This is a genomic window from Microbacterium sp. A84 (genome assembly GCF_051842815.1).
In the GTDB taxonomy this organism is placed as follows: Bacteria; Actinomycetota; Actinomycetes; order Actinomycetales; family Microbacteriaceae; genus Microbacterium.
This window is the reverse complement of sequence record NZ_JBPXMS010000001.1, coordinates 2,032,666-2,057,397: the sequence shown is the minus strand read 5'-3', so window position 1 is coordinate 2,057,397 and position 24,732 is coordinate 2,032,666. Positions and strand designations below refer to the sequence as shown.

At 65.4% G+C, this 24,732-nt stretch carries 22 protein-coding genes and 1 pseudogene; 14 read left to right on the top strand and 9 right to left on the bottom strand.

All coding sequences use genetic code 11. The features are described from left to right. Positions 1–18 precede the first annotated feature (18 nt). The 7 genes and pseudogenes from deoD to ACSU04_RS09830 all read right to left on the bottom strand — a co-directional run bounded on the left by deoD (position 19) and on the right by ACSU04_RS09830 (position 4,465). On the bottom strand, positions 19–735 hold the full coding sequence (gene deoD / locus ACSU04_RS09860) for a purine-nucleoside phosphorylase (RefSeq protein ID WP_439289291.1): 717 nt from the start codon (positions 733–735) through the stop codon (positions 19–21). Between the two features lie 3 nt (positions 736–738). Continuing rightward, on the bottom strand, positions 739–1,098 hold the full coding sequence (locus ACSU04_RS09855) for a zinc ribbon domain-containing protein YjdM (RefSeq protein WP_439280077.1): 360 nt from the start codon (positions 1,096–1,098) through the stop codon (positions 739–741). A 33-nt stretch (positions 1,099–1,131) separates the two neighbouring features. Beyond that, positions 1,132–1,468, bottom strand: a pseudogene (locus ACSU04_RS09850) (DNA alkylation repair protein); the annotation flags it as partial. 9 nt (positions 1,469–1,477) lie between these two features. Continuing rightward, the gene (locus tag ACSU04_RS09845) at positions 1,478–1,852 is read right to left on the bottom strand and encodes a type II toxin-antitoxin system VapC family toxin (RefSeq protein WP_439289290.1); all 375 of its coding nucleotides are present in this window, start codon (positions 1,850–1,852) and stop codon (positions 1,478–1,480) included. Positions 1,853–1,860: 8 nt separating this feature from the next. Next, positions 1,861–2,091, bottom strand: a complete 231-nt coding sequence (locus tag ACSU04_RS09840) for a FitA-like ribbon-helix-helix domain-containing protein (RefSeq protein WP_439289289.1) — start codon at positions 2,089–2,091, stop codon at positions 1,861–1,863. 41 nt (positions 2,092–2,132) lie between these two features. Further along, positions 2,133–3,329 carry a hypothetical protein gene (locus ACSU04_RS09835; protein ID WP_439289288.1) on the bottom strand — a complete coding sequence of 399 codons (1,197 nt, stop codon included), beginning with the start codon at positions 3,327–3,329 and terminating at the stop codon, positions 2,133–2,135. 104 nt (positions 3,330–3,433) lie between these two features. After that, positions 3,434–4,465, bottom strand: coding sequence for an FUSC family protein (locus ACSU04_RS09830; RefSeq protein WP_439289287.1), 1,032 nt, complete (start codon positions 4,463–4,465; stop codon positions 3,434–3,436). Positions 4,466–4,588: 123 nt separating this feature from the next. Here ACSU04_RS09830 and ACSU04_RS09825 point away from each other — a divergent pair, with 123 nt between their 5' ends. The 6 genes from ACSU04_RS09825 to ACSU04_RS09800 all read left to right on the top strand — a co-directional run bounded on the left by ACSU04_RS09825 (position 4,589) and on the right by ACSU04_RS09800 (position 10,716). Next, positions 4,589–5,692: an iron-siderophore ABC transporter substrate-binding protein gene (locus ACSU04_RS09825; RefSeq protein ID WP_439280082.1), complete on the top strand. Its 1,104-nt coding sequence runs from the start codon at positions 4,589–4,591 to the stop codon at positions 5,690–5,692. After that, a complete protein-coding gene (locus tag ACSU04_RS09820; protein ID WP_439289286.1) occupies positions 5,689–6,735 on the top strand; it encodes a FecCD family ABC transporter permease in 1,047 nt (348 codons plus the stop codon). Before ACSU04_RS09825 ends, ACSU04_RS09820 begins: the two co-directional genes overlap by 4 nt. After that, positions 6,732–7,775 (top strand): FecCD family ABC transporter permease, encoded by a 1,044-nt coding sequence (locus ACSU04_RS09815; RefSeq protein ID WP_439289285.1) that lies wholly within the window; start codon positions 6,732–6,734, stop codon positions 7,773–7,775. Before ACSU04_RS09820 ends, ACSU04_RS09815 begins: the two co-directional genes overlap by 4 nt. Next, positions 7,772–8,572 carry an ABC transporter ATP-binding protein gene (locus ACSU04_RS09810; RefSeq protein ID WP_439289284.1) on the top strand — a complete coding sequence of 267 codons (801 nt, stop codon included), beginning with the start codon at positions 7,772–7,774 and terminating at the stop codon, positions 8,570–8,572. The genes ACSU04_RS09815 and ACSU04_RS09810 overlap by 4 nt, the downstream gene beginning before the upstream one ends. Continuing rightward, a complete protein-coding gene (locus ACSU04_RS09805; RefSeq protein ID WP_439289283.1) occupies positions 8,562–9,521 on the top strand; it encodes a siderophore-interacting protein in 960 nt (319 codons plus the stop codon). The genes ACSU04_RS09810 and ACSU04_RS09805 overlap by 11 nt, the downstream gene beginning before the upstream one ends. A gap of 139 nt (positions 9,522–9,660) precedes the next feature. Continuing rightward, on the top strand, positions 9,661–10,716 hold the full coding sequence (locus ACSU04_RS09800) for a DUF998 domain-containing protein (RefSeq protein WP_439289282.1): 1,056 nt from the start codon (positions 9,661–9,663) through the stop codon (positions 10,714–10,716). A 150-nt stretch (positions 10,717–10,866) separates the two neighbouring features. On the opposite strand, the gene ACSU04_RS09795 is transcribed toward ACSU04_RS09800, so the two are convergent. Continuing rightward, entirely contained in the window at positions 10,867–11,874 is a 1,008-nt protein-coding gene (locus ACSU04_RS09795; RefSeq protein ID WP_439289281.1) for a LacI family DNA-binding transcriptional regulator, read from the bottom strand. A gap of 214 nt (positions 11,875–12,088) precedes the next feature. On the opposite strand from ACSU04_RS09795, the gene ACSU04_RS09790 reads away from it, so the two are divergent. From ACSU04_RS09790 to putP, 6 genes are all read left to right on the top strand, one after another. Next, positions 12,089–14,107, top strand: coding sequence for a beta-galactosidase (locus ACSU04_RS09790; protein ID WP_439289280.1), 2,019 nt, complete (start codon positions 12,089–12,091; stop codon positions 14,105–14,107). Positions 14,108–14,212: 105 nt separating this feature from the next. After that, entirely contained in the window at positions 14,213–15,439 is a 1,227-nt protein-coding gene (locus ACSU04_RS09785; protein WP_439280090.1) for a sugar ABC transporter substrate-binding protein, read from the top strand. Positions 15,440–15,492: 53 nt separating this feature from the next. Next, positions 15,493–17,112 (top strand): ABC transporter permease subunit, encoded by a 1,620-nt coding sequence (locus ACSU04_RS09780; protein ID WP_439289279.1) that lies wholly within the window; start codon positions 15,493–15,495, stop codon positions 17,110–17,112. Continuing rightward, positions 17,112–18,026, top strand: coding sequence for a sugar ABC transporter permease (locus ACSU04_RS09775; protein WP_439289278.1), 915 nt, complete (start codon positions 17,112–17,114; stop codon positions 18,024–18,026). Before ACSU04_RS09780 ends, ACSU04_RS09775 begins: the two co-directional genes overlap by 1 nt. A gap of 42 nt (positions 18,027–18,068) precedes the next feature. Beyond that, positions 18,069–20,813, top strand: a complete 2,745-nt coding sequence (locus tag ACSU04_RS09770) for a glycosyl hydrolase 53 family protein (protein ID WP_439289277.1) — start codon at positions 18,069–18,071, stop codon at positions 20,811–20,813. A gap of 67 nt (positions 20,814–20,880) precedes the next feature. Further along, entirely contained in the window at positions 20,881–22,413 is a 1,533-nt protein-coding gene (gene putP / locus ACSU04_RS09765; RefSeq protein ID WP_439280094.1) for a sodium/proline symporter PutP, read from the top strand. 113 nt (positions 22,414–22,526) lie between these two features. On the opposite strand, the gene ACSU04_RS09760 is transcribed toward putP, so the two are convergent. Further along, complete coding sequence (locus tag ACSU04_RS09760; protein WP_439289276.1) at positions 22,527–23,369, bottom strand: alpha/beta fold hydrolase; 843 nt, start codon at positions 23,367–23,369, stop codon at positions 22,527–22,529. 95 nt (positions 23,370–23,464) lie between these two features. Here ACSU04_RS09760 and ACSU04_RS09755 point away from each other — a divergent pair, with 95 nt between their 5' ends. Together ACSU04_RS09755 and ACSU04_RS09750 are read left to right on the top strand one after the other, a co-directional pair. Next, positions 23,465–24,031, top strand: a complete 567-nt coding sequence (locus ACSU04_RS09755) for a TetR/AcrR family transcriptional regulator (protein WP_439280096.1) — start codon at positions 23,465–23,467, stop codon at positions 24,029–24,031. Positions 24,032–24,140: 109 nt separating this feature from the next. Continuing rightward, positions 24,141–24,671, top strand: coding sequence for a response regulator transcription factor (locus ACSU04_RS09750; RefSeq protein ID WP_439280097.1), 531 nt, complete (start codon positions 24,141–24,143; stop codon positions 24,669–24,671). Positions 24,672–24,732 lie beyond the last annotated feature (61 nt).

The window sequence follows — 24,732 nt, the reverse complement described above, 5'->3', positions numbered from 1 at the left end:
CTGAGCTGACCGGCGCCGTCAGCCAGCGGCGGTCGCTGCGCGCAGCGCGATCTCGATCATGTCGCCGAAGGTCTGCTCGCGCTCCTTAGCTGTCGTCTCTTCGCCGGTCACGAGGTGGTCCGAGACCGTGCAGATACTGAGAGCCTGACGGCCGTAGTACGCCGCCAGTGTGTACAGCCCGCTCGTCTCCATCTCGACGCCCAGGGCGCCGTGTTTGACGAAGGCCTCGTTCAGCTCGGGGCGGGTGCTGTAGAACTGGTCGCTCGAAAACAGCAACCCGACGTGAACACTCGAGGAAAGTGGCATCTCCTCGCTCGCCTCGACGGCAGCGCGCAGCAGCGCGAAATCGGCGACCGGTGCGTAATCGAGTCCGTTGAACCGTACGCGGTTGATGCCGGAGTCGGTGCAGGCGCCGTTTGCGATGATGATGTCGCGCATCCCGACCTTCTCAGTCAGGCCCCCGCACGAGCCGACGCGCACGATCTTTTGTACGTCGTATTCGTTGAACAGCTCGTTGGCATAGATCGCCATCGACGGCTGACCCATACCCGACCCCTGTACCGAGACGCGGTGGCCGTTCCACGTGCCGGTGAATCCCAGCATCCCGCGGGTCTCGGTGTACAGCACCGCGTCGGAAAGGAACGTTTCAGCGATCCACTTCGCCCGTAGCGGGTCACCGGGGAAGAGGACGATGGGGGCGATCTCGCCAGTGGCGGCGGCGATGTGGGTGCTCATGCCTCACACCTTCTTCACGACGCTCGACTTCAGCAGCATGGCGCCGAAGCCGTCGATCTTGCAGTCGATGTCGTGTCCGTTCACGGGATCGATGAGGCGGATGCCGCGCACCTTCGTTCCCGCCTTGATGCTCAGCGATCCCTTGACCTTGATGCTCGTCGTCACGGTGACCGTGTCGCCATCGGAGAGAACGTTGCCGACAGAATCTTTTACGACCGTCGCGGCGGGCTCGCCGCTTTCGGATGCATCCGATGCGTCGGATGGCGACCATTCGTGGCCGCACATCGGGCAGACGAGCAACGCGCCCATCTCATAGGCATGCTCACTGGAGCACTCGGGGCACAGCGGGAGTGAATCAGACATAGCTCCAGCGTATCCGGGTGGTGCCCGCCCGCCTCATCCTTCCCGCCGCCGCACGATCTCGTTGATCCAGATCGGTGCGAATGGGGACGTGCAACCCGGGGGAGTCGGATAGTTGTGCCAGGTCGAGGCCGTCTGGCGCCTTCGCCACGCGCTCGGATGTCAGAGACCAGGCCGCGGCGGTGACCGTCGGGTCGGCATCACCGAACCAGAGCAGTCGCATCTCCTCGGCGAGCGGGGTCTTCTTGGCGATGTAGTTGACGAACCAGTCGTTGACCTTCGGCGGACGCGTCTCGCGGAGCATCGTGTTGAGCTCGTCGGCGGAGAACTCCCGCGGCTTGCAGATCAGCAGCGCGAGCAACCGTGGCGCGGTCCCGCGGCCTCAGATCACCTGGACGGCGCAGCGGATGCCTGGGGCGTCGGCGATGCGTCGATCCCGGGTCAAGAGCGCGCACTCCAGCAGTTCGGCGAGGGCGACGTACGTCGCGTCGTAGGTGGACAGATTCTCTCGCAGCTGCATCGCGCGCGGGATCAGCATGCTGGATGAGTACCGGGAGGCTTCGAAATGGGCGAGGTCGTCGACCGTCGCGTGCAGTCGCCCGGTGTTGACCTTTCGGCCAAGCCAGAGCCCTCGAAGCGCGGACGCGACTTCCACATCGAGCAGATCGGGCGCGGCCAGGTCTGCACTGTCGATCCGCCCCGACACTGCCGCATCCAGATCGCCAAGAAGATGATCGAGAACAATGGACGCGTCCACGACAAACATCATTCGGCGCGCCCGCGATGGATTGCGTCGAGAATCTCCTCAGCTGTGAGGTGGATCCTGTCGCCGCGGGCGGTGATGGCGGCGGTCAGCTCTGCGTTCGTCTTCGTGCGCGCAATGCGGGTGAGCTCCTGCGTGAGGTACTGCTGCAGCGACTGACCATTGGCCTCGGCGCGCGCGGTCAGCACGGCGTGCACCTCAGGGGGGAGGTCGCGGATCAGCACGTTCGGCATGCTTACAGTATGCATGCGTTGCTTCCCTGCCGGTAGAGGCATCAGAACAGCTGCATCCGGGCAAAGGCACGCACGGGTGGAGTGAGCATTCCATAACTCCCGGGGCCGCCGAGAGGGGCCAGCGTCTCCATCAGCCCTCGGACAGTTTCCCGCGCCTCTTGCTCCGAGCCATCCCCCGCACCCTTGAGCGTTCGCAGCCCCGCCGCGACCTGATCGATGACTCCGTCGACAGCTGCCCCGCTGCCATCGGCGATCGCGAGCAGCGCCAGGGTGCTCGCGTGGTCCGGACCCCAGGTGTAGACGCCCCGCCCCGGGTGGAGTGTTCGCCGTACATCCTCGAGCGCGCGCAGCGGCTTCTCCTTGATCGCTCTCGACTTCACTGTCGGCATGATGCTCCCCTTCAGCCTTCGAGTGAAGTGGGCAGACCGTGCGAGCCCGAGCAGAGCATGCCCTGGCGACGGCGGAGACCCGGATGCGGGAACCCACTCCATTGCCGTTTCCGCCTCGCGGGCCAGCCACTCCGGGAACCCGCCGTGCTCGTCCTGCTCGACGCCCTCTGGCCCGAGCCGGTGGGTCAGCCAGCTCACGCCACTCATCAGTAGTCGAGCGGTCTTCGCGTCCAGTGGCGGCGATTCGAGGAGCCCGGAATCCGTCAGATGGGCGCGAAGGGCAAGGCGCCGCGCCGGCGGCAGGGTGAGTAGCAGCGACGTCAGTGGAGAAGCGCCGAACTCGCGGGACAATTCAGCGGCGCCGGAGGTGTCTACCTCAGGCAACACGACTCCGAACATGCGAGTCAGCTCCTGTTGCACGTGCGCGTTCCGCAACGGCGCGGGTGCGCTCTGCCATGGCCCCGAGGTCCGTGCGGCTGAGTCGTCGTCGACGATTTGTACGCGCGGTTCGCCGACCTTTGAGTTTCGTGAACTCATCACGTCAACCAGGCATCCTTCAGCGACGCCGGGAACGTCGATCGTGCGGTCGGCACCGAACGTGACTGATCGGACTTCTCGTTGGTAGCTGTCGTAGTCATGCGCCTCGCCGAGTTCTGAATGCCCGGTCGCCAGCAGGAATGCATCGATGAGCTGCGATTCGGACGCCCGCTGCGACATGTCGAACGTGCGCGTCGTCGGTGGCACGGTCAGCGCCGTCACTCGCACGCGCATGGACGAGCGCAGCATTGAATAACTGTGGTCGTGGTAGCCGTCGTAGAAGCCATTGTCGTAGTCGTCGTCGTAGGACATGACGCCCAAGCTAGGCGCTGACGCCACCGCCGCAGGGTCCAATTCACACGACCCGTGGAGAACTCCCTGTCGCCGCCGACGGTGCAGGAAGAGTGCGTCCGAGCTCAGTCCTCGACGAGCGCTTCGCGAATCCGGCGCAGGTCCTCCAGCAGCGAGCCGATCAGAATCCAGTGACCGGATGCCGGCGGCTTCACTCGCAGCGGGGCGGTCAGCGCGGGGATCGCCGAAGTCTCAGAAGACGGCTCTGGCGCGACATCGGCGATCTGCACGGCGAGCCGCACATCGTGGCCAGCTCGCCGCAGCTGCTCGGCGATCGCATGGACGGTCGGCTCATCGGCGAGCGCGTCGTCGTAGTGGTCGAAGTACGCGCGCGACATTCCGATCACCTGCGTCACGATCGGCGACAGCTTCTGCAGCAGCGCGCGCATCTCGGCAAGATCGCCTCGCGCCGAGCGGCGCGGGTTGAGCGTCAAAGATTCCTCGCCGGTGGTGACGGATGCTTCGGCCGCAGCCTGCATCGGCCGCAGCAACCTGGCCTGCAGCATCAGCTCCTGTAGCCGTGCCGGTTCCTGCACGCTCGGCAGGGCAACGGCGAGCCGGTCGAGGCTGGCGGCGAGCTCGGCGCCGAGCAGCCCGAGGTCGCGCCGTGCGGGAGCGGTGAGCACGGGTGGCACGATCAGGGCATTCACGATGATGCCGGTCACGACGCCGATGAGCGTCTCGAGGATCCGGTCCGTCGCATATTGCGGGCTTGATGACCCGAGGGCGAGTACGAGCATCGCCGAGATCGCGACCTGGTTCCCCATGCCGGGCGTTGCGCGGAAGACCCATGCCACGAGCATCGCCACCACGATCGCCAGCAGCACCACCCAGCTCTGCGGGCCCAGCAGCAGGCTCAGTCCGGTGGCGATCACGACGCCGACGATTACGCCGATGCTGCGTTCGATCGCCTTGGTGAACGACTGGTTGACGCTGGGCAAGACGATCAGCAGCGCGCCGATCGCAGCGAACACCGGTAGGGGGCCAGGGATCAGCCACCCCGCGATCAGCCACGCGCCGATCGTTGCCACGGCCGACTTCACGACCTGCAGTAGGGGAGCGCGCTTCGTGCTGCGCATCGCCGATGTCATCCGCATCTCCCCACGTTAGCGCCGGATCACAGAAAGATATCGACAACTGAGGCGACCCTAACCACGTGTTAGATTAGGCGAGGCTTACCAAAGTCTCACCCCCACATCACGAACCCGAAAGGGAAGCCTGTGCGCATCTCCCGTCTTCTGGGCATCGGCGCCGCCGCGGTCCTCACCGTTGGCCTTGCCGCCTGCTCGACGCCCGCCCCCGAAGGCGCCGCTCCAGAAAGCTCTGACTCCGCGGCCGGCTCGAACCCGGCATCCGACAGCGCATTCCCCGTCACGGTGAAGCACATCTACGGTGAGACGACCATCACCGAGAAGCCCGAGCGCGTCGCGACCCTCGCATGGGCCAACCACGAAGTTCCCCTCGCACTCGGCATTGTTCCGGTCGGCATGGGCAAGGTCAGCTGGGGCGATGACGACGACAACGGCGTGCTCCCCTGGGTTGAGGAAGAGCTCACCTCGCTCGGCGTCGACGTCTCGTTGTTCGGCGACACGAAGGCTGAAGAAGCCGGCGACATTCCGGTGCTGTTCGATGAGACCGACGGCATCGACTTCGAGGCTGTCTCTGACACGACTCCCGACGTCATCCTCGCCTCATACTCCGGCATCACGCAGGAGGAGTACGACACCCTCTCCAAGATCGCACCGGTGATCGCGTACCCGGACATCCCCTGGGCCACCTCCGTCGAGGACATGATCACGTTGAACTCGACCGCACTCGGCTTGGCCGACGAAGGCGAAGCGCTGATCGAAGAGATCCACATCGAGACGGATGCTGCGCTCGAGGCGCACCCCGCGCTGAGAGACGCGAAGCTGCTCTTCACCTACCTTGACCCGAGCGACCTCAGTCAGATCGGCTTCTACACGCCCGCTGACACCCGCCCCGGCTTCCTGCTCGATCTCGGACTGCCCGAGCCCGAAATCCTCGTCGAGAACGCGGACAGCATCGAGTTCTACCTGTCGCTGAGCGCCGAAGAGGCCGACAAGTTGAACGATGTCGACGTGCTCATCACCTACGGCGACGAGTCAGTAATTGCCACGCTCCAGGCCGACCCGCTGCTGTCGAAGATTCCCGCGGTCGCTGAAGGCAGGATCGCCGTCCTCCCCGATGCGACGCCGATCGCGGCATCCGCGAACCCGTCGCCGCTGTCCATCAAGTGGGGCATCGACGAGTACTTCGCGATGCTCGAGGCCCCATTGCTCGAGGCTCCGCTGCTCGCGGAGTGACCTCAGCCGCCACGACCTTGACACCGGGCGCCGCGAATCTGCGGCGTCCGGCGCTGGCGCGTGTGCTGTGGCCGCTGCTCGGCGTCGGAGTCATCCTCGTCCTCAGCATCCTCTCGGTCTCATTCGGCGTTCGCGCCGTCTCGATCGATGACATCTCGGCGGCGCTCACCGGGCATGACGACACCATCGCGCAGGCCGCGATCATCAAGCGCATCCCGCGGACGGTGCTCGCCATTCTCGTGGGCGCAGCCCTCGCCCTCTCCGGAGCGACCATGCAGGCGGTGACCCGCAACCCCATCGCGGATCCAGGCATCCTGGGCGTCACCAGCGGCGCGTCGCTCGCGGTCGTGTTCGGCATCGCCTTCCTCGGCGTCTCCAGCGCATACAGCTACATGCTCCTCGCGATCATCGGCGCTGCCGTGGCTGCCGTCTTCGTCTACTCCGTCGGCTCGCTCGGACGCGGCGGTGCCACACCGCTCAAACTGGCCCTCGCAGGAGCGGCGACCGCAGCCGCGCTCGGCTCGCTCATCAGTGCCATCATGCTTCCCCGCGTCGACCTGCTGCAGACCTTCCAGTCCTGGCAGATCGGCGGGGTCGGCGGTGCGGAATGGCCGCGCATCGCCATCACCGCGCCCGTGCTCGCGATCGGCGCCTTGATCTGCTTCGCCTGCGCGCGCGGCATGAACTCGCTCGCACTCGGAGACGACATGGCCGCTGGCCTCGGCGAGAATGTCTTCCGCACCCGGCTCATCTCCGCGGGCGGCGCGGTCATCCTCGCCGGCGCCGCCACCGCGATCGCCGGTCCGATCGGATTCGTCGGACTCGTCATCCCGCACATGTGTCGGATGCTCATCGGCACCGACCACCGCTGGCTGCTGCCCTTCTCGGCCATTGCCGGCGCTGCGCTGCTACTCGCCAGCGACATCGTCGGGCGCGTCATCGCCCCCTCGAATGAAGAGATTCAGGTCGGCATCATCACCGCGGTCATCGGCGCCCCCTTCTTCATCTGGATCGTGCGCCGCCAGAAGGTGAGAGAGCTGTGACCCTTCTTCAGACTCAGGGACCGGCCGTGATTGTCGCCGGACGCCGCTCCCGCCACCGCCGCCACGCCGTGGCCAGCATCGTGCTGGGCGTGCTGCTGTTCGCTCTCGCCGCGGTGGCACTCATGGTCGGCAACACCTTCTACACGCCCGGCGAAGTCATCCGCGTCATTCTCGGCGAGACGGTCCCAGGAGCATCCTTCACCGTCGGAGAGTTGCGCCTGCCGCGCACAGCTCTCGCGATTCTTGCCGGAGTCGCCTTCGGCATCGCCGGCGTCTCCTTCCAGACGCTGCTGCGCAACCCGCTCGCCTCACCCGACATCATCGGCATCACCGAGGGTGCGAGCGCGGCGGCGGTCGTCGGCATCATCGTGCTCGGAGTCAGCGGCCCGATGGTGTCGATCCTCGCACTCGCGGGGGCACTCATCACCGCGATCGCGATCTACCTGCTGTCGAAGAAGGGCGGCTTCTCCGGCATCCGTCTGATCCTGATCGGAATCGGCGTCGGGGCCATGCTGCAGAGCGTCGTCTCCTACGTGCTCTCACGCGCCGCACAGTGGGACATCCAGACGGCCATGCGCTGGCTCACCGGAAGTCTGAACAATGCCTCCTGGGAGGATGTCGCCCCGCTTGCGATCGCCAGCGTGGTCATCCTGCCGCTCCTGTTCAGCCAGGCAAAGGCGCTGGGGATGCTCCAGCTCGGCGACGACTCGGCCTCCGGCCTCGGCGTTCGAGTGAACGCCACACGGCTGACGTTCATCATCGGCGCCGTCGCGCTGCTCGGGTTCGCAACGGCCGCCACCGGCCCGATCGCCTTCGTCGCGTTCATGTCCGGCCCGATCGCCGCACGCATCACCGGCCCCGGCGCGAACCTGCTGCTGCCGACGGCTCTCGTCGGCGCGGTACTCGTGCTCGGCGGTGACCTGATTGGCCAGTTCCTGTTCGAGACGCGCTACCCCGTCGGCGTCATCACCGGCGTGCTCGGCGCGCCGTACCTGATCTATCTACTCATCCGCACCAACCGCTCGGGAGGCTCGCTGTGACCGAGGCCCACACTCTGTCGGCGGAGGGGATCACCCTCGGCTATGGCGACCGCACCGTCATCGAAGGTCTCGACCTGGCCATCGCGCCAGGAAAGATCACGTCCGTTGTCGGGGCGAATGGATGCGGGAAGTCCACGCTGCTGCGTTCGCTCGCACGATTGCTCTCACCGTCATCCGGTCAGGTCGTCCTCGATGGCAGATCCGTGCATTCGCGCCCGACCAAAGAGATCGCACGCGTGCTCGGCCTGCTGCCGCAGTCGCCGATCGCTCCGGAGGGGATCGCCGTCGCCGATCTGGTCGGGCGGGGACGGCATCCGCACCAGAAGATGCTGGCGCGCTGGAACGCGCACGACTACGAAGTCGTCGCCGACGCACTCGAGGCGACCGGCATCACCGACCTCGCCGATCGCAGCGTCGACGAGCTCTCCGGCGGGCAGCGTCAGCGCGTCTGGATCGCCATGGCGCTCGCGCAGGAGACCGACATCCTGTTGCTCGATGAGCCGACCACATTCCTCGACGTCGCCCACCAGGTGGAGGTGCTCGACCTGCTCACCGACCTCAGCGTCTCGCGCGGCACCACGATCGTCATGGTGCTGCACGACCTCAACCTCGCTGCCCGCTACTCCGACGAACTCGTCGCGATGAAGAACGGGCAGGTGCATGCGCTGGGAGCGCCCAGCATGATCCTCACCCACACGCTGGTCGAAGAGGTCTTCGGCATGGCGAATCAGATCACCACTGACCCGGTTTCCGGAAAGCCGATGGTCACACCAATCGGGAGGCATCATGTCCGCTGAACTCCGTCAGTCGAAGAGCGCGAGCACTCGTCCCTCCTACGTCCTCGCCCGCGCCGAGGTGCGTGGCGTTGATCGGGTGTCACCGAACTTCGTGCGCGTCACCTTCGGTGGTGCGGAACTTGCCGAATTCGGCACACCCGGCGATGTCTACGACGCGCGGATCAAGCTCGTCTTCCCGCCGGCATCCGGCATCCTGCCTCCTGTCGCGCGTGACACCGACGACTGGTGGGGTGCGTATCTCGCCATTCCGGAGGAGGAGCGCGGCTCGATGCGCACGTACTCGGTGCGCTCACTCAACGTGTCGGATGCCGGCACCGAGGTTGTCGTCGACTTCGTGCTGCATCTGCAGCCCGGACTCACCGGACCGGCGTCACTGTGGGCGAGCACGGCTGCCGTGGGTGACGAGCTGCTGGTCGTCGGTCCACGGCGTGGGCGCGAGGATCGCAGTGGGATCGAGTACGCACCGGGAGCGGCGTCTTCGGTGGTGCTGGTGGGCGACGAGACGGCCGCTCCTGCGATCGCGCGCATTCTTGAGGATGCTCCGCGAGACCTCCGTGGCCTCGCGTTCATCGAGGTGCCGACCGCGGAAGACGCGCTCGCAATCGATGCGCCAACAGGCGTCGAGGTGCACTGGCTGCCGCGCGGGTCTGCCTCGCACGGCCAGCGCGTGATCCCGACGGTACTGGACTACCTCGGCGACAGCGATGCGACCGGCGAGATCAAGATCACCGACCTCGAGGGGGAGGAGCTGGTCTGGGAGACCCCGATCTACTCGGGAAGCGGCGAAGAGGTTGCTCCGACCTCGGCTGGCGTCGAGCGCTACTTCTGGATCGCGGGGGAGAGCGGCGTCGTCACGACGCTGCGCCGTCACCTCGTGAAGGACATCGGCATCGACCGCTCGCGGGTCGCCTTCATGGGGTACTGGCGCCGCGGCGTCGCCATGCGCTGATTTTGCTCGCAGCCGCCCCGCCCGAGATCAGGACAACCGCCCGAGATCAGGACGTTTCGTGCGGAATCGTCCTGATCTCAGGACAACCTCCTGATTTCGGATGCTGTGGCGAAGCCCCGGCGCATGGTTCGATGGATGCATGAACGAGGAGCAGCAGATGGCGCGGGAGACCCGGGCGATTTGGGCGACGCTCGTCTGCTTCCTCGTCGGCGCCGGCGTTGGCACGCACGTGCTGTGGGGAAACCCTCGGCCGATCGCCGGAGACGGGTCCGTGGGACTGCCCGCAGCGTTCGTCGCCGGAGCGATTGCCGCGGCATCCTTCGTCGTCAGTACTTTCCTGCACCGCCGCGGTGAGAATGCCGCGATGCCGCGGTGGCAGGTCATCATTTCGGCATCCTCTGCCGTCGCCCTGACTGTCGCCTTCGCCGGAGTGACCGCGCTCGGGGTGCTGCTGGCGAGTGAGGTGCTCGGCGTCGGTCTGCAGGGCCTGGAGCTTCCCGCGTTCGGCGGCGGCATCATCACCGGCGTTGCCAGCGCCGTCGGCGGACGACTCGCATTCGATGCGGGCATTGGCCTGCGCACCACCGACCTCGCCACACTGCTGTTCAGCTACCTCGTGATCGGCACGCTCTTCGCGATGCTCACGGCCGCGGACCCGCGCTGGTGGGAGACGAACTTCTCGCAGCTCGGCATCGGCATCGGCGCCTGGGCATTCAACGGGACGCTCGTTGTCGCCGGCATCCTCATCTCGACCGTCGGGATGTACATCGGCCGTGACCTGCACCGTCTGCGCGGCGACGACTGGTTCGGGCGCATCGCCACCGTGGCGTTGCTGTGGGTGGGTACCGGAATCTCACTCGCCGGCGTCGGCCTGTTCCCCCTCGAGGAGAACATTGTGATGCACAACATCGCCGCGGTCGCCACGCTCGTGCTGTTCGTCGCCGCCGGAGTCGCGACGACTGCGGCGATGCCTGGGCCGCCGCGTCCGCTGCTGCTCACCACCGTCGGCATTGCGCTGATGCTCGTGGTCGCGTTCGTGCTGGCCGACAGCTTCCACCTGTACTCGGTCACTGTGCTCGAGGCGATCGTGATCGGCCTGGGGCTGCTCTGGCTCACCACGCTCGTGCGTATTCTTGCGGCGCTGGCGCCGGAGGGCAGCAGGCCGTCGGAGCGTGAGTCGCTGCTGCACGCGTGAGCTGCACTCGCCGTGTGAGCACCCAGATCCCACCCTCCCGAAATCAGGAGCTCAGCCCCAGATCAGGATGATCCGTGTTGAATCGTCCTGACTTGGGGACATGATCCTGATTTCGGATGCAGGGATGCAGGGATGCAGGTGCTGCGGCGCTCAGGCGCTCTCGCGCACGACCAGTTCGGTGTCGAGAATCACCGACCGGGGCGGCGCCCCGGCGATCACGTCGAGCAGAACGTGCACCATCTGCGAGCTGATCTGCTCCCAGGGCTGACGCATGGTCGTGATGGCAGGTTCGTGCGTTGCGGCAAGGCCCGAGTCATCGAAGCCGGCGACGGCGACATCCTCTGGCACGCGCAGTCCCGCGCGGCGCACGGCGGCAATCGCGCCGGCAGCCATGCGATCATTCGCGGCGAACACGGCATCCACGCCGCGTTCGAGGAGCCTGGTCATTGCCATCTGGCCGGATTCAAACGAGTAGTCGCCGGTCTCCACGAGTGCGTCATCGAACCGACCGCCGAGCTCCTCACGGAAGCCGACCAGCCGGTACCGGCCACCGGGGGTGTCATCCGGCCCCGCGATCATACCGATCCGCTCATAGCCCTTCTCGCGTAAGTAGGCGACCATCGTCCTCGCCGATGCCACCTCTTCCACCGAGACGGTGGACAGCTCGCTTTCGTGCCCCAGCGGAACGCCACAGCTCACAATCGGGATGCCGTCGTCGAGGAGCTGCTCCAGCAGCGGCTCCGACTCATGAGACGAGATCAGCAGCACACCGTCGACGTGCCCGGCGCTGATGAAGTGTGCCACGCTGTCGCGCTCGGCCGGAGTGCCCGCGACGAGGAGCACGAGCGTCATCGAACGCTGCGCCAGGGCCTCGGCCGCTCCGCGCAGCAGCAGAGCGAAGGTCGGGTCGTCGAACAGCAGTTGCTGCGGCTCGGTGAGCAGAAACGCCATCGAGCCTGCGCGTCCGGTGGCGAGGCTGCGTGCGTGATGATTCGCGGTGTATCCGGTGGCGAGGATCGCCGCATCGACCGCGACGCGCGCATCGGGCGACACCCAGTGCCCGCCGTTGATCACGCGCGAGACCGTGCTGCGGGAAACCCCGGCCTGCACGGCCACATCGCGGATCGTCGGCTTTCGCCTCGCCGTTACTTCGCTCACCGAAATGACTCTACCCACTCCCCGCCCGCGAGGTGCGCGACGCACTGGGACCGGTCTCAGTTGCGTAACGGTTCACATCAGGGATGCCCTAACCCATGCGCTGGTGGGGTAGAACTGAGACCGGTCCCAGTAATCGATTGCCTCATACTGAGACCGGTCCCAGCCGGAACAACCGGCGGGGACGAGCACCACGTACCGAACCAATGGAGTGACGATGACCGCCCCCCACGCCTGGCCCGAACTTCGGGGAATCGCCTACGGCGGCGACTACAACCCCGAGCAGTGGTCACGTGAGACCTGGCGCGAAGACGTCGTGCTCATGCGCGAGGCCGGCGTCAACATGGTCAGTGTTGGCATCTTCTCCTGGGCGCTCATCGAGGTCGCGGAGGGCGAGTTCGACTTCTCCTGGCTCGACGAGCTGCTGGACCTCCTGCACGAGAATGGCGTCGCCGTCGACCTCGGCACTCCGACGGCATCCCCGCCGGCCTGGTTCTTCGCCAAATATCCTGACGCCCGCGTCATCGACCGCGACGGTCGCGTCATGGGCTTCGGCTCGCGCGGCATGGCATCGCACTCCTCGCCCGCCTACCGCGAGGCCATCGTCCGCTACGCCGACACTCTCGCTGCGCGGTATGCGAAGCATCCGGCAGTCGTGCTCTGGCACGTGCACAACGAGTACGGCGTTCCGGTCGGCGAGGACCACTCCGCGCATTCTGCCGCGGCCTTCCAGCTCTGGCTCCAGGAGAAGTACGGCACACTTGACGCGTTCAACAGCGCGTGGGGCACCGCCTTCTGGGGCCAGCACTACACAGCGTGGGAGCACATCAACACCCCCGCCGCAGCACCCAGCGTCGTGAACCCGGCTCAGCGATTGGACTTCGCACGCTTCACCGACCACCAGTTGCGCGCCTGCTACATCGCTGAGCGCGACGCGATTCGCGTGCACGCCGACCAGCCGATCACCACGAACTTCATGGCGAACCAGAGCTGGACCACTGACCTGTGGGCCTGGGGCCGCGAGGTTGATGTCGTCTCCGACGACCACTACCTGTGGGCACCGGATGAGGACGCGCACATCGGCCTTGCCATCGCGGCAGATCTCAGCCGTTCGGTCGGCGGGGGCAAGCCGTGGATTCTCATGGAGCACTCCACCTCTGCCGTGAACTGGCAGCCCCGCAACATCGCCAAGCGCGCGGGGGAGATGGCGCGCAACTCACTCGCGCACCTCGGCCGCGGCGCCGACGGCATCCTGTTCTTCCAATGGCGTGCCGGCCGCTCGGGGGCAGAGAAATTCCACTCCGCGATGCTTCCGCATGCGGGCGTGAACTCGCGCGTCTTCCGTGAGGTCACTGAGCTCGGCGCTGACCTGGGGCGCCTCGCAGAGGTTCAGGGTTCGACGGTCAAGGCCGACGTCGCGATCCTGTGGGACTTCGAATCGTTCTGGGCTCAGGACCTCGAATGGCGACCCACCGATGATCTGTCGCACCAGGAACGCATCCGTGCCTTCTACGAGAGGCTGTGGCGCGATGGCATCACGTGCGACTTCGCGTTGCCGGGGCAGGATCTCTCGGGCTACAAGCTCGTCATCGCACCAGCCCAGTACCTATTGACTGCGCCGGATGCCGACAACCTCACCCGCTACGTCGCTGGCGGCGGCACGCTGCTCGTTTCGTACTTCTCGGCCGTGGTCGATGAGAACGACGCCGTGCACCCCGGTGGATTCCTCGCCCCGCTGCGCGACGTGCTCGGTGTCGACGTCGAAGAGCACCTGCCGCTGCGCGAGGGTCAGACGGCGGCCGTCACGACATCCGCCGGCGAAAGCCTGAAGGCCGATCACTGGCAGGAAGCGCTGCGTCTGCATGGGGCTGCAGTAGTTGCCACCTACGCAGAAGGCCCCGGTGACGGCGAGCCCGCCATCACCCGCAACTCGCATGGGGCTGGCACCGGTTGGTACGTCAGCACCCGTCTGGATGCGGATGGCCTGAACCACATCATGCACTACGTATATGCAGATGCGGGCATATCTCCCAGCGGACTCCCGGAAGACCTCGAAGTGATCACGCGCCACGGCGACGATGCGACCTACCTGGTCGCCGTCAACCATGGTGAAGAGAATGCCGTGCTGCTGGCCGCGGGGCACGAACTGCTCAGTGGTACTGCCGTCCAGGAAAGCTTCACGATCCCCGCGGGCGGCGTCGCCGTCATCCGCTCTTCGAAGACCCGCACCGCCTGACAACTGAATCGCGCGAGGTCACCCGACCCCGCTGCACACCCCCGGTCGTGACGATGCGACTCGCTCTGCGAAACGCATCGTTGGCCACAACAGAATGGAACCAGCATGCGCAAGTACATCGGAGTCGGCGCCTTCGCTCTGGCGGCGGCTGTCGCCCTGACCGGTTGCAGCTCGACCGCGCCCGAGGCAGCCGAGGAGGCCCCCGCCGGCGACGCCGCGGAGCTCGTCATCTGGACGGATGCCGAGCGTGAAGCCGCACTCACTGTCGCCGCCAAGGCGTTCGAAGAGGAGACCGGCGCGAAGGTCACCCTCGTGCAGAAGAACTTCGAAGACCTCCGCAACGACTTCATTGCACAGGTGCCGACCGGCGAAGGCCCCGACATTACGGTCGGCGCGCATGACTGGCTCGGTGCACTCGTCGCGGCCGGCGTCGTTGACACGATCGACCTCGGCGACGCCGCCGGTGAGTTCGAGCAGGTTGCTCTCGACGCCATGACCTACGACGGCCAGCTCTACGCGCTGCCGTACTCGCTCGAAGCGGTCGCGCTTATCCAGAACGTCGACCTTGTGGGAGATGCGGCTCCGGCCACCTGGGACGAGATGATCCAGAAGGGCATCGATTCGGGCGCCGAGCGTCCGTTCGTGATCAACACGGCCGGCGAAACCGGTGACGGCTACACGATGTACGGGTTGCAGACCTCGTTCGGCGCTCCGGTCTTCGTGCAGGATGAGTCCGGCTCGTACACCAACGAGGTCGGCATGGGCGGCGCCGCGGGCGAGGCCTTCGCGACGTGGCTCGGAGCCAACGGCTCCAACGGCACCGGCTACATCTCCACCACGGTCGATTACGACATCAACAACGAGCTGTTCACCTCAGGCAAGGCGCCCTACACGATTCAGGGCCCGTGGGCGATGAGCCTGTTCGAGGACATGAACGTCACGGTCAACGCGATCCCGTCCGCCGGTGGCGAGGCCGCGGCGCCCTTCGTAGGTGTGCAGGGCTTCTACCTCTCCAGTGCGAGCAGCAACGCACTCCTCGCCCAGGAGTTCCTGGTGAACTACCTCGGCACTGAAGACGCGCAGCGCGCTCTCTACGAGGCCGACCCGCGCATTCCTGCATGGACGAGCCTTGCCGAGGAGGTCTCGTCTGACCCGATCACCGCAGGCTTCGTCGCATCCGCTCAGGGTGGCGTGCCGATGCCGTCGATCCCCGAGATGGGTTCGGTCTGGGACCTGTGGAACGCCGCGCAGGTGCAGATCATCAACGGATCCGACGCGGTATCGACGTGGAACACCATGGTCACCGACCTCCAGGCCACACTGGCTGGTTGATCCATCAGGTCGGGAGGCGTGCGCGCCTCCCGACCTTCAAGAAGGAGTGATGGATGTCGACTGAGGCACCGACCGAGACCGCTCAGACCGAGCGGGCACCGCTGCGTGAATCCCACGCCAAACGCTGGCGCGGCCCCGGCTGGGGATTCATGATCAAGCTGGCGCTGATGGCGTTGGTCAACGCTTTCGGCATCCTCACGGCGATTTCCGCGTGGCGCGCCGAGTCATGGGTCGTGCTGAGCGTCGTCGTGCTGCTCGTCGTCGTCGTCGACATCGTCTACTTCGGCAAGCGTGCGCTGCCGATGAAGTACCTGCTGCCTGGATTGATCTTCCTGCTCATATTTCAGGTATTCATCTTCGGGTACACGGCGTACATCGCATTCACCAACTACGGCACCGGTCACATCGGCTCGCAGGAGCAGGCGGTCGAGGCGGCACTCATCCAGGGCGAGCGTCGGGTCGATGACTCGCCCACCTACCCGCTCTCGGTCGTACAGCGCGGAGACGAACTGGGCTTCGCGATCGCCACAGACGACGGTGAAGTACTGGTCGGCTCTGCGATCGAGCCTCTTTCCGAGGCATCCGGTGCCGATCTCGGCAGCACCGGCGCACCCGGCGAGGTGCCGGGCTGGACGGTCATTCCGCGGGCCACGGTGCTGACCGACTCTGCACTGCAGGCGCAGATCAACGACCTTCGAGTCCCCGTCTCGGATGACGCGAACGACGGTTCCGTGCGTACACGTGACGGGTCATCCGGAGCGATCTACGAGTCCACGCTGGTGTGGGATGCCGATGCGCAGGCCATCACCGACACCACCAGCGGCACCGTCTACGCCGCAACCGACGATGGCTCATTCGTGGCGGAGGATGGCACCGCGCTGCCCACTGGCTGGTACGTGAATGTCGGGTTCGCGAACTTCCTCACGCTGTTCACCGACTCCGCGCTCGCGGGCACACTCGGCAGTGTCACGATTTGGACGTTCGCGTTCGCCATCTTGTCGGTCGGGCTGAGCTTCGCCATCGGTCTCGGTCTCGCGATGGTTTACAACGATCCGCGGGTGAAGGGGCGTCGCATACTGCGGGCGCTGTTCATCCTGCCGTACGCCTTCCCTGCATTCATGGCCGCACTTTTGTTCCGCGGCATGTTCAATGCCGAGTTCGGCATCATCAACGACCTGTTCCTCTTCGGCGCCCACATCAACTGGCTCGGTGATCCATGGCTCACCCGAGCCGCGGTCATCTTCGTGAACGTCTGGCTCAGCTATCCCTACTGGTTCCTGGTGTGCACGGGTGCACTGCAGTCGTTGCCAGGCGACACGCTGGAAGCGGCAGAGATCGACGGCGCGAACCGCTGGCAGCGCTTCCGCTCGATCGTGCTGCCACTGCTGCTCGTGTCGACCGCGCCGCTGCTGATCGCCTCGTTCGCGGTGGCGTTCAACAACTTCACGGTCATCTACACCTTCAACAACGGCGGACCGGCGATACCGGGAGCGCCGTACGCACTGGGCTCGACAGACATCTTGGTGTCGGCGATCTACGACGTCTCTGGCGTCTCCGGCGGTGCCTCTGACTACGGTCTCGCGAGCGCACTGTCGATCGTCGCCTTCATCGTGGTCGGCATCATCTCGGCGCTGAGCTTTCGTCAGACCCGCAAACTCGAGGAGTACCAGTGATGTCCACGCAGACCAGAGCAGTGGTGACAGGTTCTTCAGCGGATGCCGCGGCAGTTCGAGCCGGCGCGCGGCGGCGTCGATGGTGGGCCGAGGTCGGCTGGAAGTACATCCTTGCGGCCGTCGTGCTGTTCTTCGCCGCCTTCCCGCTCGTGTACGTGCTCTCGGCTTCGCTCAATCCCAAGGGCAGCCTCGCGGCAAGTAACGACCTGTTCGCCATCGTTGATATCTCGAACTACATCGCACTGGGTGAGTCCCGATACTGGGTGTGGTTCGGCAATACCTTGCTGATCGGCGTGATCACCGCGGTGAGTTCGGTGGTCATGGGGGCCGCCGCGGCGTATGCGTTCTCGAGATTCCGATTCACCGGGCGGCGCGTGAGTCTGACGACGCTGCTGGTTGTGCAGATGTTCCCGCAGGCGCTCGCATTCATCGCCATCTTCCTGATGCTGCTCACGATCGGCGAGGTCGTGCCCGCGCTCGGCATCAACTCGAAGCTCGCGCTGATCTGCGTGTACCTCGGCGGCGCGTTGGGTGCGAACACCTTCCTCATGTACGGGTTCTTCAACACGATTCCGATCGAGATCGACGAGTCCGCGAAGATCGACGGCGCCAGCCACGCGCAGATCTTCTGGAAGCTGATCATGCCGCTGGTCGTGCCGATCCTCGCGGTTGTCGCGCTGCTGTCGTTCCTCGCCTGCTTCGGCGACTTCATCCTGTCGAAGATCATCCTGACCAGCGAGGACAACTGGACGCTCGCGGTCGGTATGTACCAGTGGGTGTCGAACCAGCTCACCTCGCGTTGGGGGCTGTTCGCTGCGGGAGTCGTGATGGCGGCGATCCCGGTGCTCGCACTGTTCTTCTCGTTGCAGAAGTACATCGTCGGCGGGCTCACTCAGGGCTCCGTCAAGGGGTAATCCCCGGCATTCGCTCGTCTCCTTCATCCTCGAAAGGTCGTCATGCACCGTCGCACACGCCGCTTACTTTCGGCAGCTCTCTCCACTGTCACCGCACTCGCCATGATCGGCATTGCGATACCCGCGGCGGGTGTCACCGCTGGTGCTGCCTCCGAGCCGGTCGAGGCCACGATCACCGTGCCACGGGTCGAGAATCTGCCTAGCGACTTCATCGGCGGTGTGGACGTCTCGTCCGTGCTGTCGCTGGAAGCGTCTGGCGTTGTCTTCCGTGACGCCGACGGTGCGCCGGGCGACCTGTTCGAGATCCTCGCCGCTGCGGATATCACCGACGTGCGGGTGCGGGTATGGAACGACCCTTTCGATGCGTCAGGGAACGGTTACGGCGGCGGTGACGTGGACGTCGACCGCGCGATCGAGATCGCCCAGAGAGCGACGGATGCCGGACTCGGCGTGCTCGTCGACTTCCACTACTCCGACTTCTGGGCAGACCCAGCCAAGCAGCAGGTGCCGAAGGCGTGGGAAGGGCTGAACGCCGACGAGGTCGCTGCGCAGGTCGGCGTCTTCACCAGCGACGCCGTGCGCCGGATGGTCGCAGCAGGAGTCGATGTGCAGATGGTGCAGATCGGTAACGAGACGAACAGCGGCGTGGCCGGAGTGCGCGGCTGGGACGACATGTCGAAGGTATTCTCCGCCGGCTCTGCCGCGGTGCGTGCCGAAGCCCCGGATGCCCTGGTCGCCCTTCACTTCACCAACCCAGAGCGGGCGGGCTTCTACGCGAATGTCGCCGCGCAGCTGGATCTGCGCGATGTTGACTACGACGTCTTCGCTTCGTCGTATTACCCGTTCTGGCACGGCACACCTACGAACCTCACCGCAGTACTGAAGGACATCGCCGACACCTATGACAAGAAGGTCATGGTCGCCGAAACCTCGTGGGCGTTCACGCTTGAAGACGGTGATGGCCACGGCAACGTGATCGACCTGCCAGAGGAGGCGACGCAGTACCCGGTGAGCGTGCAGGGCCAGGCGAACGCCGTACGCGCGGTCGTGCAGGCAGTGGCCGACGTCGGAGATGCCGGTATCGGTGTCTTCTACTGGGAGCCAGCATGGCTGCCCGTCGGCACTGCGGAACAGCTCGAACAGAACCGCGTGCTGTGGGAGCGCGACGGATCCGGGTGGGCATCGAGTTTTGCCGGCGAATACGAACCGGATGACGCCGGTCAGTGGTTCGGTGGATCAGCATGGGAGAACCAGGCACTGTTCGGATTCGATGGCACAGCATCCGACGCGCTGAACATCTTCTCCTATGTGCGCACCGGTGCCACAGCTCCCCGACAGGTCGAGTCGGTGCAGCCGGTCGCACTGCAACTCACCGAGGGTGACACCGTGGTGCTGCCCGGTGAGGTCACTGTGCAGTACAGCGATGGAACCTCTGAGCAGCAGGTCGTGACGTGGCCGGAGGCCGTGCAGTACATCGAGGGCGTCGGCAGCTACACGGTCGTCGGGCGAACGGGCGCTGGTCTTGAGGCATCCGCCACGATCATGGTTGCCGCGCACAACTTTCTGTTCAATCCCGGATTCGAGGAGTCAGACACGAGCATGTGGGCGGTGACCGGGGCTGGGCTGACGCTGCGTTCCTGGGATGACCCGCACGGTGGGTCCTACTCGGCGCACTTCTACGCGGCATCCGCATTTTCCTTTGAGCTGTCGCAGACGGTGACGGGACTGCCGGAGGGCGCTTATGTCGCTCGCGCCGTGTTGCAGGGCGACGGCGAGGGTAGCGACGGGAACGTCACACTTTCGCTGGCGACACCGGAGCAGACAGGCACACCGGTCGTCTTCACGCTCGACGGATGGCGTGCGTGGTCGACTCCGACCACCGAGGCAGTGCACGTCGGTGCCGATGGCGTCGCAACGCTGAGTCTGACGGGCGCATTGCCCGCTGGCGCGTGGGGCACGATGGACGACTTCGAGCTCGTGCAGATGCCGGAACCTAGCGCCGACACCACGCAGTTGCGTGCGAGGCGGGATGCCGCCGCTGCGATCGATCCGGCCCAGTATGTTGCTGATTCGACGGCCGGATTACAAGGCGCAATCGAGCGTGCGGACATCGTGCTCGCCGCAGCGAACCCGCATGACGAGGCGGTGGCGGGTGCGCTTCAGGAGCTGAACGCTGCCCTCGACGCTCTCGTACTGTTCGATGACGCGCCGGCCGCGCCGGCCCGCGGGGTGTTGTCGCACGACAACGGACACGACACCGGGCTGCTCGACGGTGACTTCACCATGACGATGAATCTGTGGTGGGGGCAGAACGCCACCAAGCTGCGTCTGTTCGAGAACGGCGAGCAGATCGCGACCGTGCCGCTGACGTACGGCGGCACCGCAGCGCAGACGGCACAGATCGCCGTGAGCGGCAAGGCGAATGGCAGCTACGTCTACACCGGAGAGCTCGTGAACTCGCGCGGCATGACCGCTGTGCAGTCCGTCACCGTCACGGTGAAGGATGCCGCACCCGGGGTGCCGGTCCTCTCGGCCGAAAATCGGGATCGCGACGGGAACTACACGGTCACTGCCAACATGTGGTGGGGAACGAACGCGACCGGCTACCGCCTCTTCGAGGACGGCGAGCTGCTGACCGAAGGGGCGCTTTCCTCGCAGACCCCGGCCGCGCAGCGCGTCTCGGTGCCGGTCACTGGACGGACGGCGGGGACGTACACGTACCGCATGGAATTCGTGAACTCCGCCGGAGTCAGCACGAGCAAGGCGTTGACGGTCACCGTCGGGTAGGGCTGGCCCCCGGCGTCTGGCCCTGCCAGGATCGAGTGACTGCACCGATCAATACGAAGGGACGACGATGTCCGATCAAGTGTTCATCTTCATTGCACTGGGGCTGTATTTCGCGGCCATGCTCATCATCGGCTACATTGCATTTCGCAAGACGGCCGATCACGAGGACTACATGCTCGGCGGCAGGAACCTGCCCCCGTGGGTCGCGGCGCTCAGCGCCGGAGCATCCGACATGTCCGGCTGGCTCGTGATGGGGCTGCCAGGAGCCATCTATCTCTCCGGACTCATCGAGGCGTGGATCGCCGTCGGACTCACTATCGGCGCGTATCTGAACTGGCTGCTCGTGGCGCCGCGCCTGCGCGCCTACACGCAGGTCTCACGCAACTCGATCACGATTCCGAGCTTCTTCGAGAACCGGCTGCGTGACTCATCACGGCTGCTGCGCATCCTCGCCGGCGTCGTGATCCTGGTGTTCTTCACGTTGTACATCTCCAGCGGCATGGTCGCCGGGGGCTTCTTCTTCGAGAGCTCGTTCAACTCTGACTACCTGCTCGGCATGGTCTTGGTAGCTGGCATCACGCTGCTGTACACGCTGTTCGGCGGATTCCTCGGAGCCTCGTTCACCGACGTCGTGCAGGGGCTGATGATGCTGATCGCCCTGATCGTCGTTCCGATTGCTGCGATCATCGCCGTCGGCGGTTTCGGCGAAGTGGCCACCTACGTCGAAGACCTCGCCCCGAACCACATCTCGCTCATTGGCGGAACGGCTCTGACCGGTGGAACGATTCTGGCTATCATCTCGTCGCTCGCGTGGGGCCTTGGCTACTTCGGCCAGCCGCACATCATCGTGCGGTTCATGGCGCTGCGTAACCCCGGTGAGGCGAAGGCGGCACGCCGTATCGGCATGAGCTGGATGATCATCTCTCTGACCGGCGCAGTGTTCTCCGGCTTCGTCGGCATCGCCTATATGGCACACCAGGGCATCGACCTCGCGAACGCTGAGACGGTCGTGCTGGTGATGGCGCAGACGCTGCTGCACCCATTCGTCGCCGGTCTCGTGTTGGCTGCGGTGCTCGCGGCGATTATGAGCACGATCTCGAGCCAGTTGATCGTCGCCTCTTCCGCGCTCGTGGAAGACCTCTTCAAGATCGTCAAGAAGGAGCCCTCGCCCAAGTTGCTGATGACGCTCGGGCGGATGACCGTGCTTGGCGTCGCCATCATCGCCGGGCTGCTGGCGATCGTGCCCAATGACACGATTCTCGGGTTGGTCTCGTTCGCGTGGGCCGGCTTCGGGGCGGCGTTCGGTCCGCTGATCCTGCTCAGCCTGTTCTGGCGCAAACTCACCAACTGGGGTGCGCTGGCCGGCATGTTCGTCGGTGCTGCTGGTGTCTTCATCTGGAAGGCCATGTGGCCGGAGATGTACGAGCTGCTGCCGGCATTCATCTGCGCGATGATCGTTGCGGTGGTGGTGAGCCTGCTTACCCATCGCGAAGGATCCGAGCAGCAGAACGAGATCCTGCAGGAGTTCACCGATACTGGCACCCTGCTGACTGTGAACGGTGTCGGGCGCGGTGCGCGGACGGACCGGATGACGCCGTAGCGGCTGTCAGCTAACCACCCGAAATCAGGAGCAACGCCCGAGATCAGGACGATTCATCCAGAAACGTCCTGATCTCGGGGCATCTTCCTGATTTGGGATGCCGATGTGCGGCCTTACTTGGCCAGGAACGCAGCCAGCGCAGCGTTGACCTCGTCCGCGTGGGTCCACAGCAGTCCGTGCGGGGCGCCCTCGACCTCGACATAGTCAGCTTCGGGGAAAGCCTTGTGGAAACGTCGGGCGGTGGCATCGATCGGCAGGATGTTGTCGCCGGTGCCGTGCAGGATCAGCGAGGGCTTGCCGCTCGCGCGAACAGCCTCGACATCGCCGCGGAAGTCCTCGATCCAGGCAGGCACGACCGCGTATGCGGCAACGGGGGCGCTGCTGGTCGCAACGTTCCAGCTGCCGGTGACCGCCTCCGGGCTGATGCGCGTGCCGAGATTCTCGTCGAGGTTGTAGAAGTTCTGGAAGAACTGTGTGTACCAGGCGTAGCGGTCACCCTTGGCGGCAGTGGCGATGCCGTCGAACACGTCCTGCGGTACGCCCTCTGGGTTGTCGTCGCGCTGCACGAGGAATGGCTCGAGTGAGGCGAGGAAGGCGAGCTTCGCGACGCGCTCGTGTCCGTAGCGGGAAACATAGCGGGCGAGTTCTCCGGTGCCCATCGAGAAGCCGACGAGGATGACGTCGCGAAGGTTCAGGGTCTCGAGCAGTGTGTTCAGATCTGCGGCGAAGGTGTCGTAGTCGTATCCGCTGTCAACCTTGGATGACTGGCCGAAGCCGCGGCGATCGTAGGTGATGACGCGGTAACCGTTTGCGAGCAGCTCGCGGGTTTGGCGCTCCCAGCTGTGTCCGTCGAGCGGGTAGCCGTGGATGAGCACGACCGGCTGGCCGGAGCCCTGATCTTCGTAGTAGAGCTCGATGGCGGTGCTGTTCTCGGTTCCTACGGTGATGTTTCCCATGATCATGCCTTTCGCTTGCGGAAGAGAACGAGCGTTCTCCGGTGATGAGTCCAAACATAGAGAACGATCGTTCTCGTGTCAAGTAGGATGGAGAAATGAATTCGGAAGAAGCTCGCGAGCGCATCCTCGACGCCGCAGAGGGGCTCTACTACGCCAAGGGATACGCGGCTGTCGGCATGGACGAGCTGCGCACCGCCGCGGGCGTCTCGCTGAAGCGCGTCTACACGCTGTTTCCGTCGAAGAACGACATCATCATCGCCGTCCTCGCGCGCAAGCATGAGGAGTGGGAGAGTTTGCTGACCGGCGCCGTGGCGGTCGCTGGCGACGATCCACGCGCGCGCTTGCTGGCCGTGTACGACTTTCTGGAGGGCTGGTTCTGCACCGACGACTTCCGCGGATGCGCGTTCATCAACGCGTTCGGCGAACTCGGCGGCACGACGCCCGAGATCGCTCAGATCGTCCGCGAACACAAAGCGTCGTTCCAGCAGTACATGGCCGGACTCGTCGCCGAGATCGGCGCTCCTGATGCACTTGCCGCGCAGTTGTCGATCCTCGCTGAAGGTGCGCAGAGCACGGCTGCGATCTCCTCGGATCCGAGGGTTGCGGCCCAGGCGCGTGGGGCCGCTGAGGTGCTCATCGCCGCGGCGATGGCCGCGGTCTGAGGCATCCGCCCGCGCGGAAATAGGGCATCTGCCCGATGTCAGGCGGGTGCCTTAGAGCGGAATGTTGACTCAGCGCATCAAAACGAAGCGCCGAGGAGGAGTCAGCACCATGTACGAGCACCCGGCGATACGCCGCCTCTGGTCAGAACTGCCTGACACCGTGCGCTCTGACGACTGGGCGACGATCCTCGACGCGATGCTCGACCCGTCGATCGACGCGCTGCGTGCGGCGATCGACGTCTCCGAGAAGCACGACATCCCGGCGACAATGCGCGGCGTCACCCGTCTCGAACTGGCGCGGATGCTCGTCGCGACGGGTGACAGAAGCGGCGCTCAGGCTGTGCTGGCAGATGCGTCGAAAGCGGCAACGGCAATTGGACACGTGCCACTTCGGGAGAGCGTCGCAGCGTTCGGGCTGGCGAGCGGAATCACTGCCAGCGAGCGTATGACCGACGAGCTCGAACTCACGACCCGTGAGCGCCAGGTGCTCGCACTGGTGGGCGAGGGCCTCAGCAACAGGCAGATCGGAGAGCGGCTCTTCATCAGCGCGAAGACTGCGAGCGTGCACGTGTCTGCGATCCTGCGAAAGCTGGGTGTCGCCACCCGCACCGAGGCGGCGTTGGTGGCGGCCAGGCGCTGACAACCTGGCGCTCGCACCCTCGGCGTGAGCTTCCGGTCGGCGCTCTCGCAGGTTTCCTGTC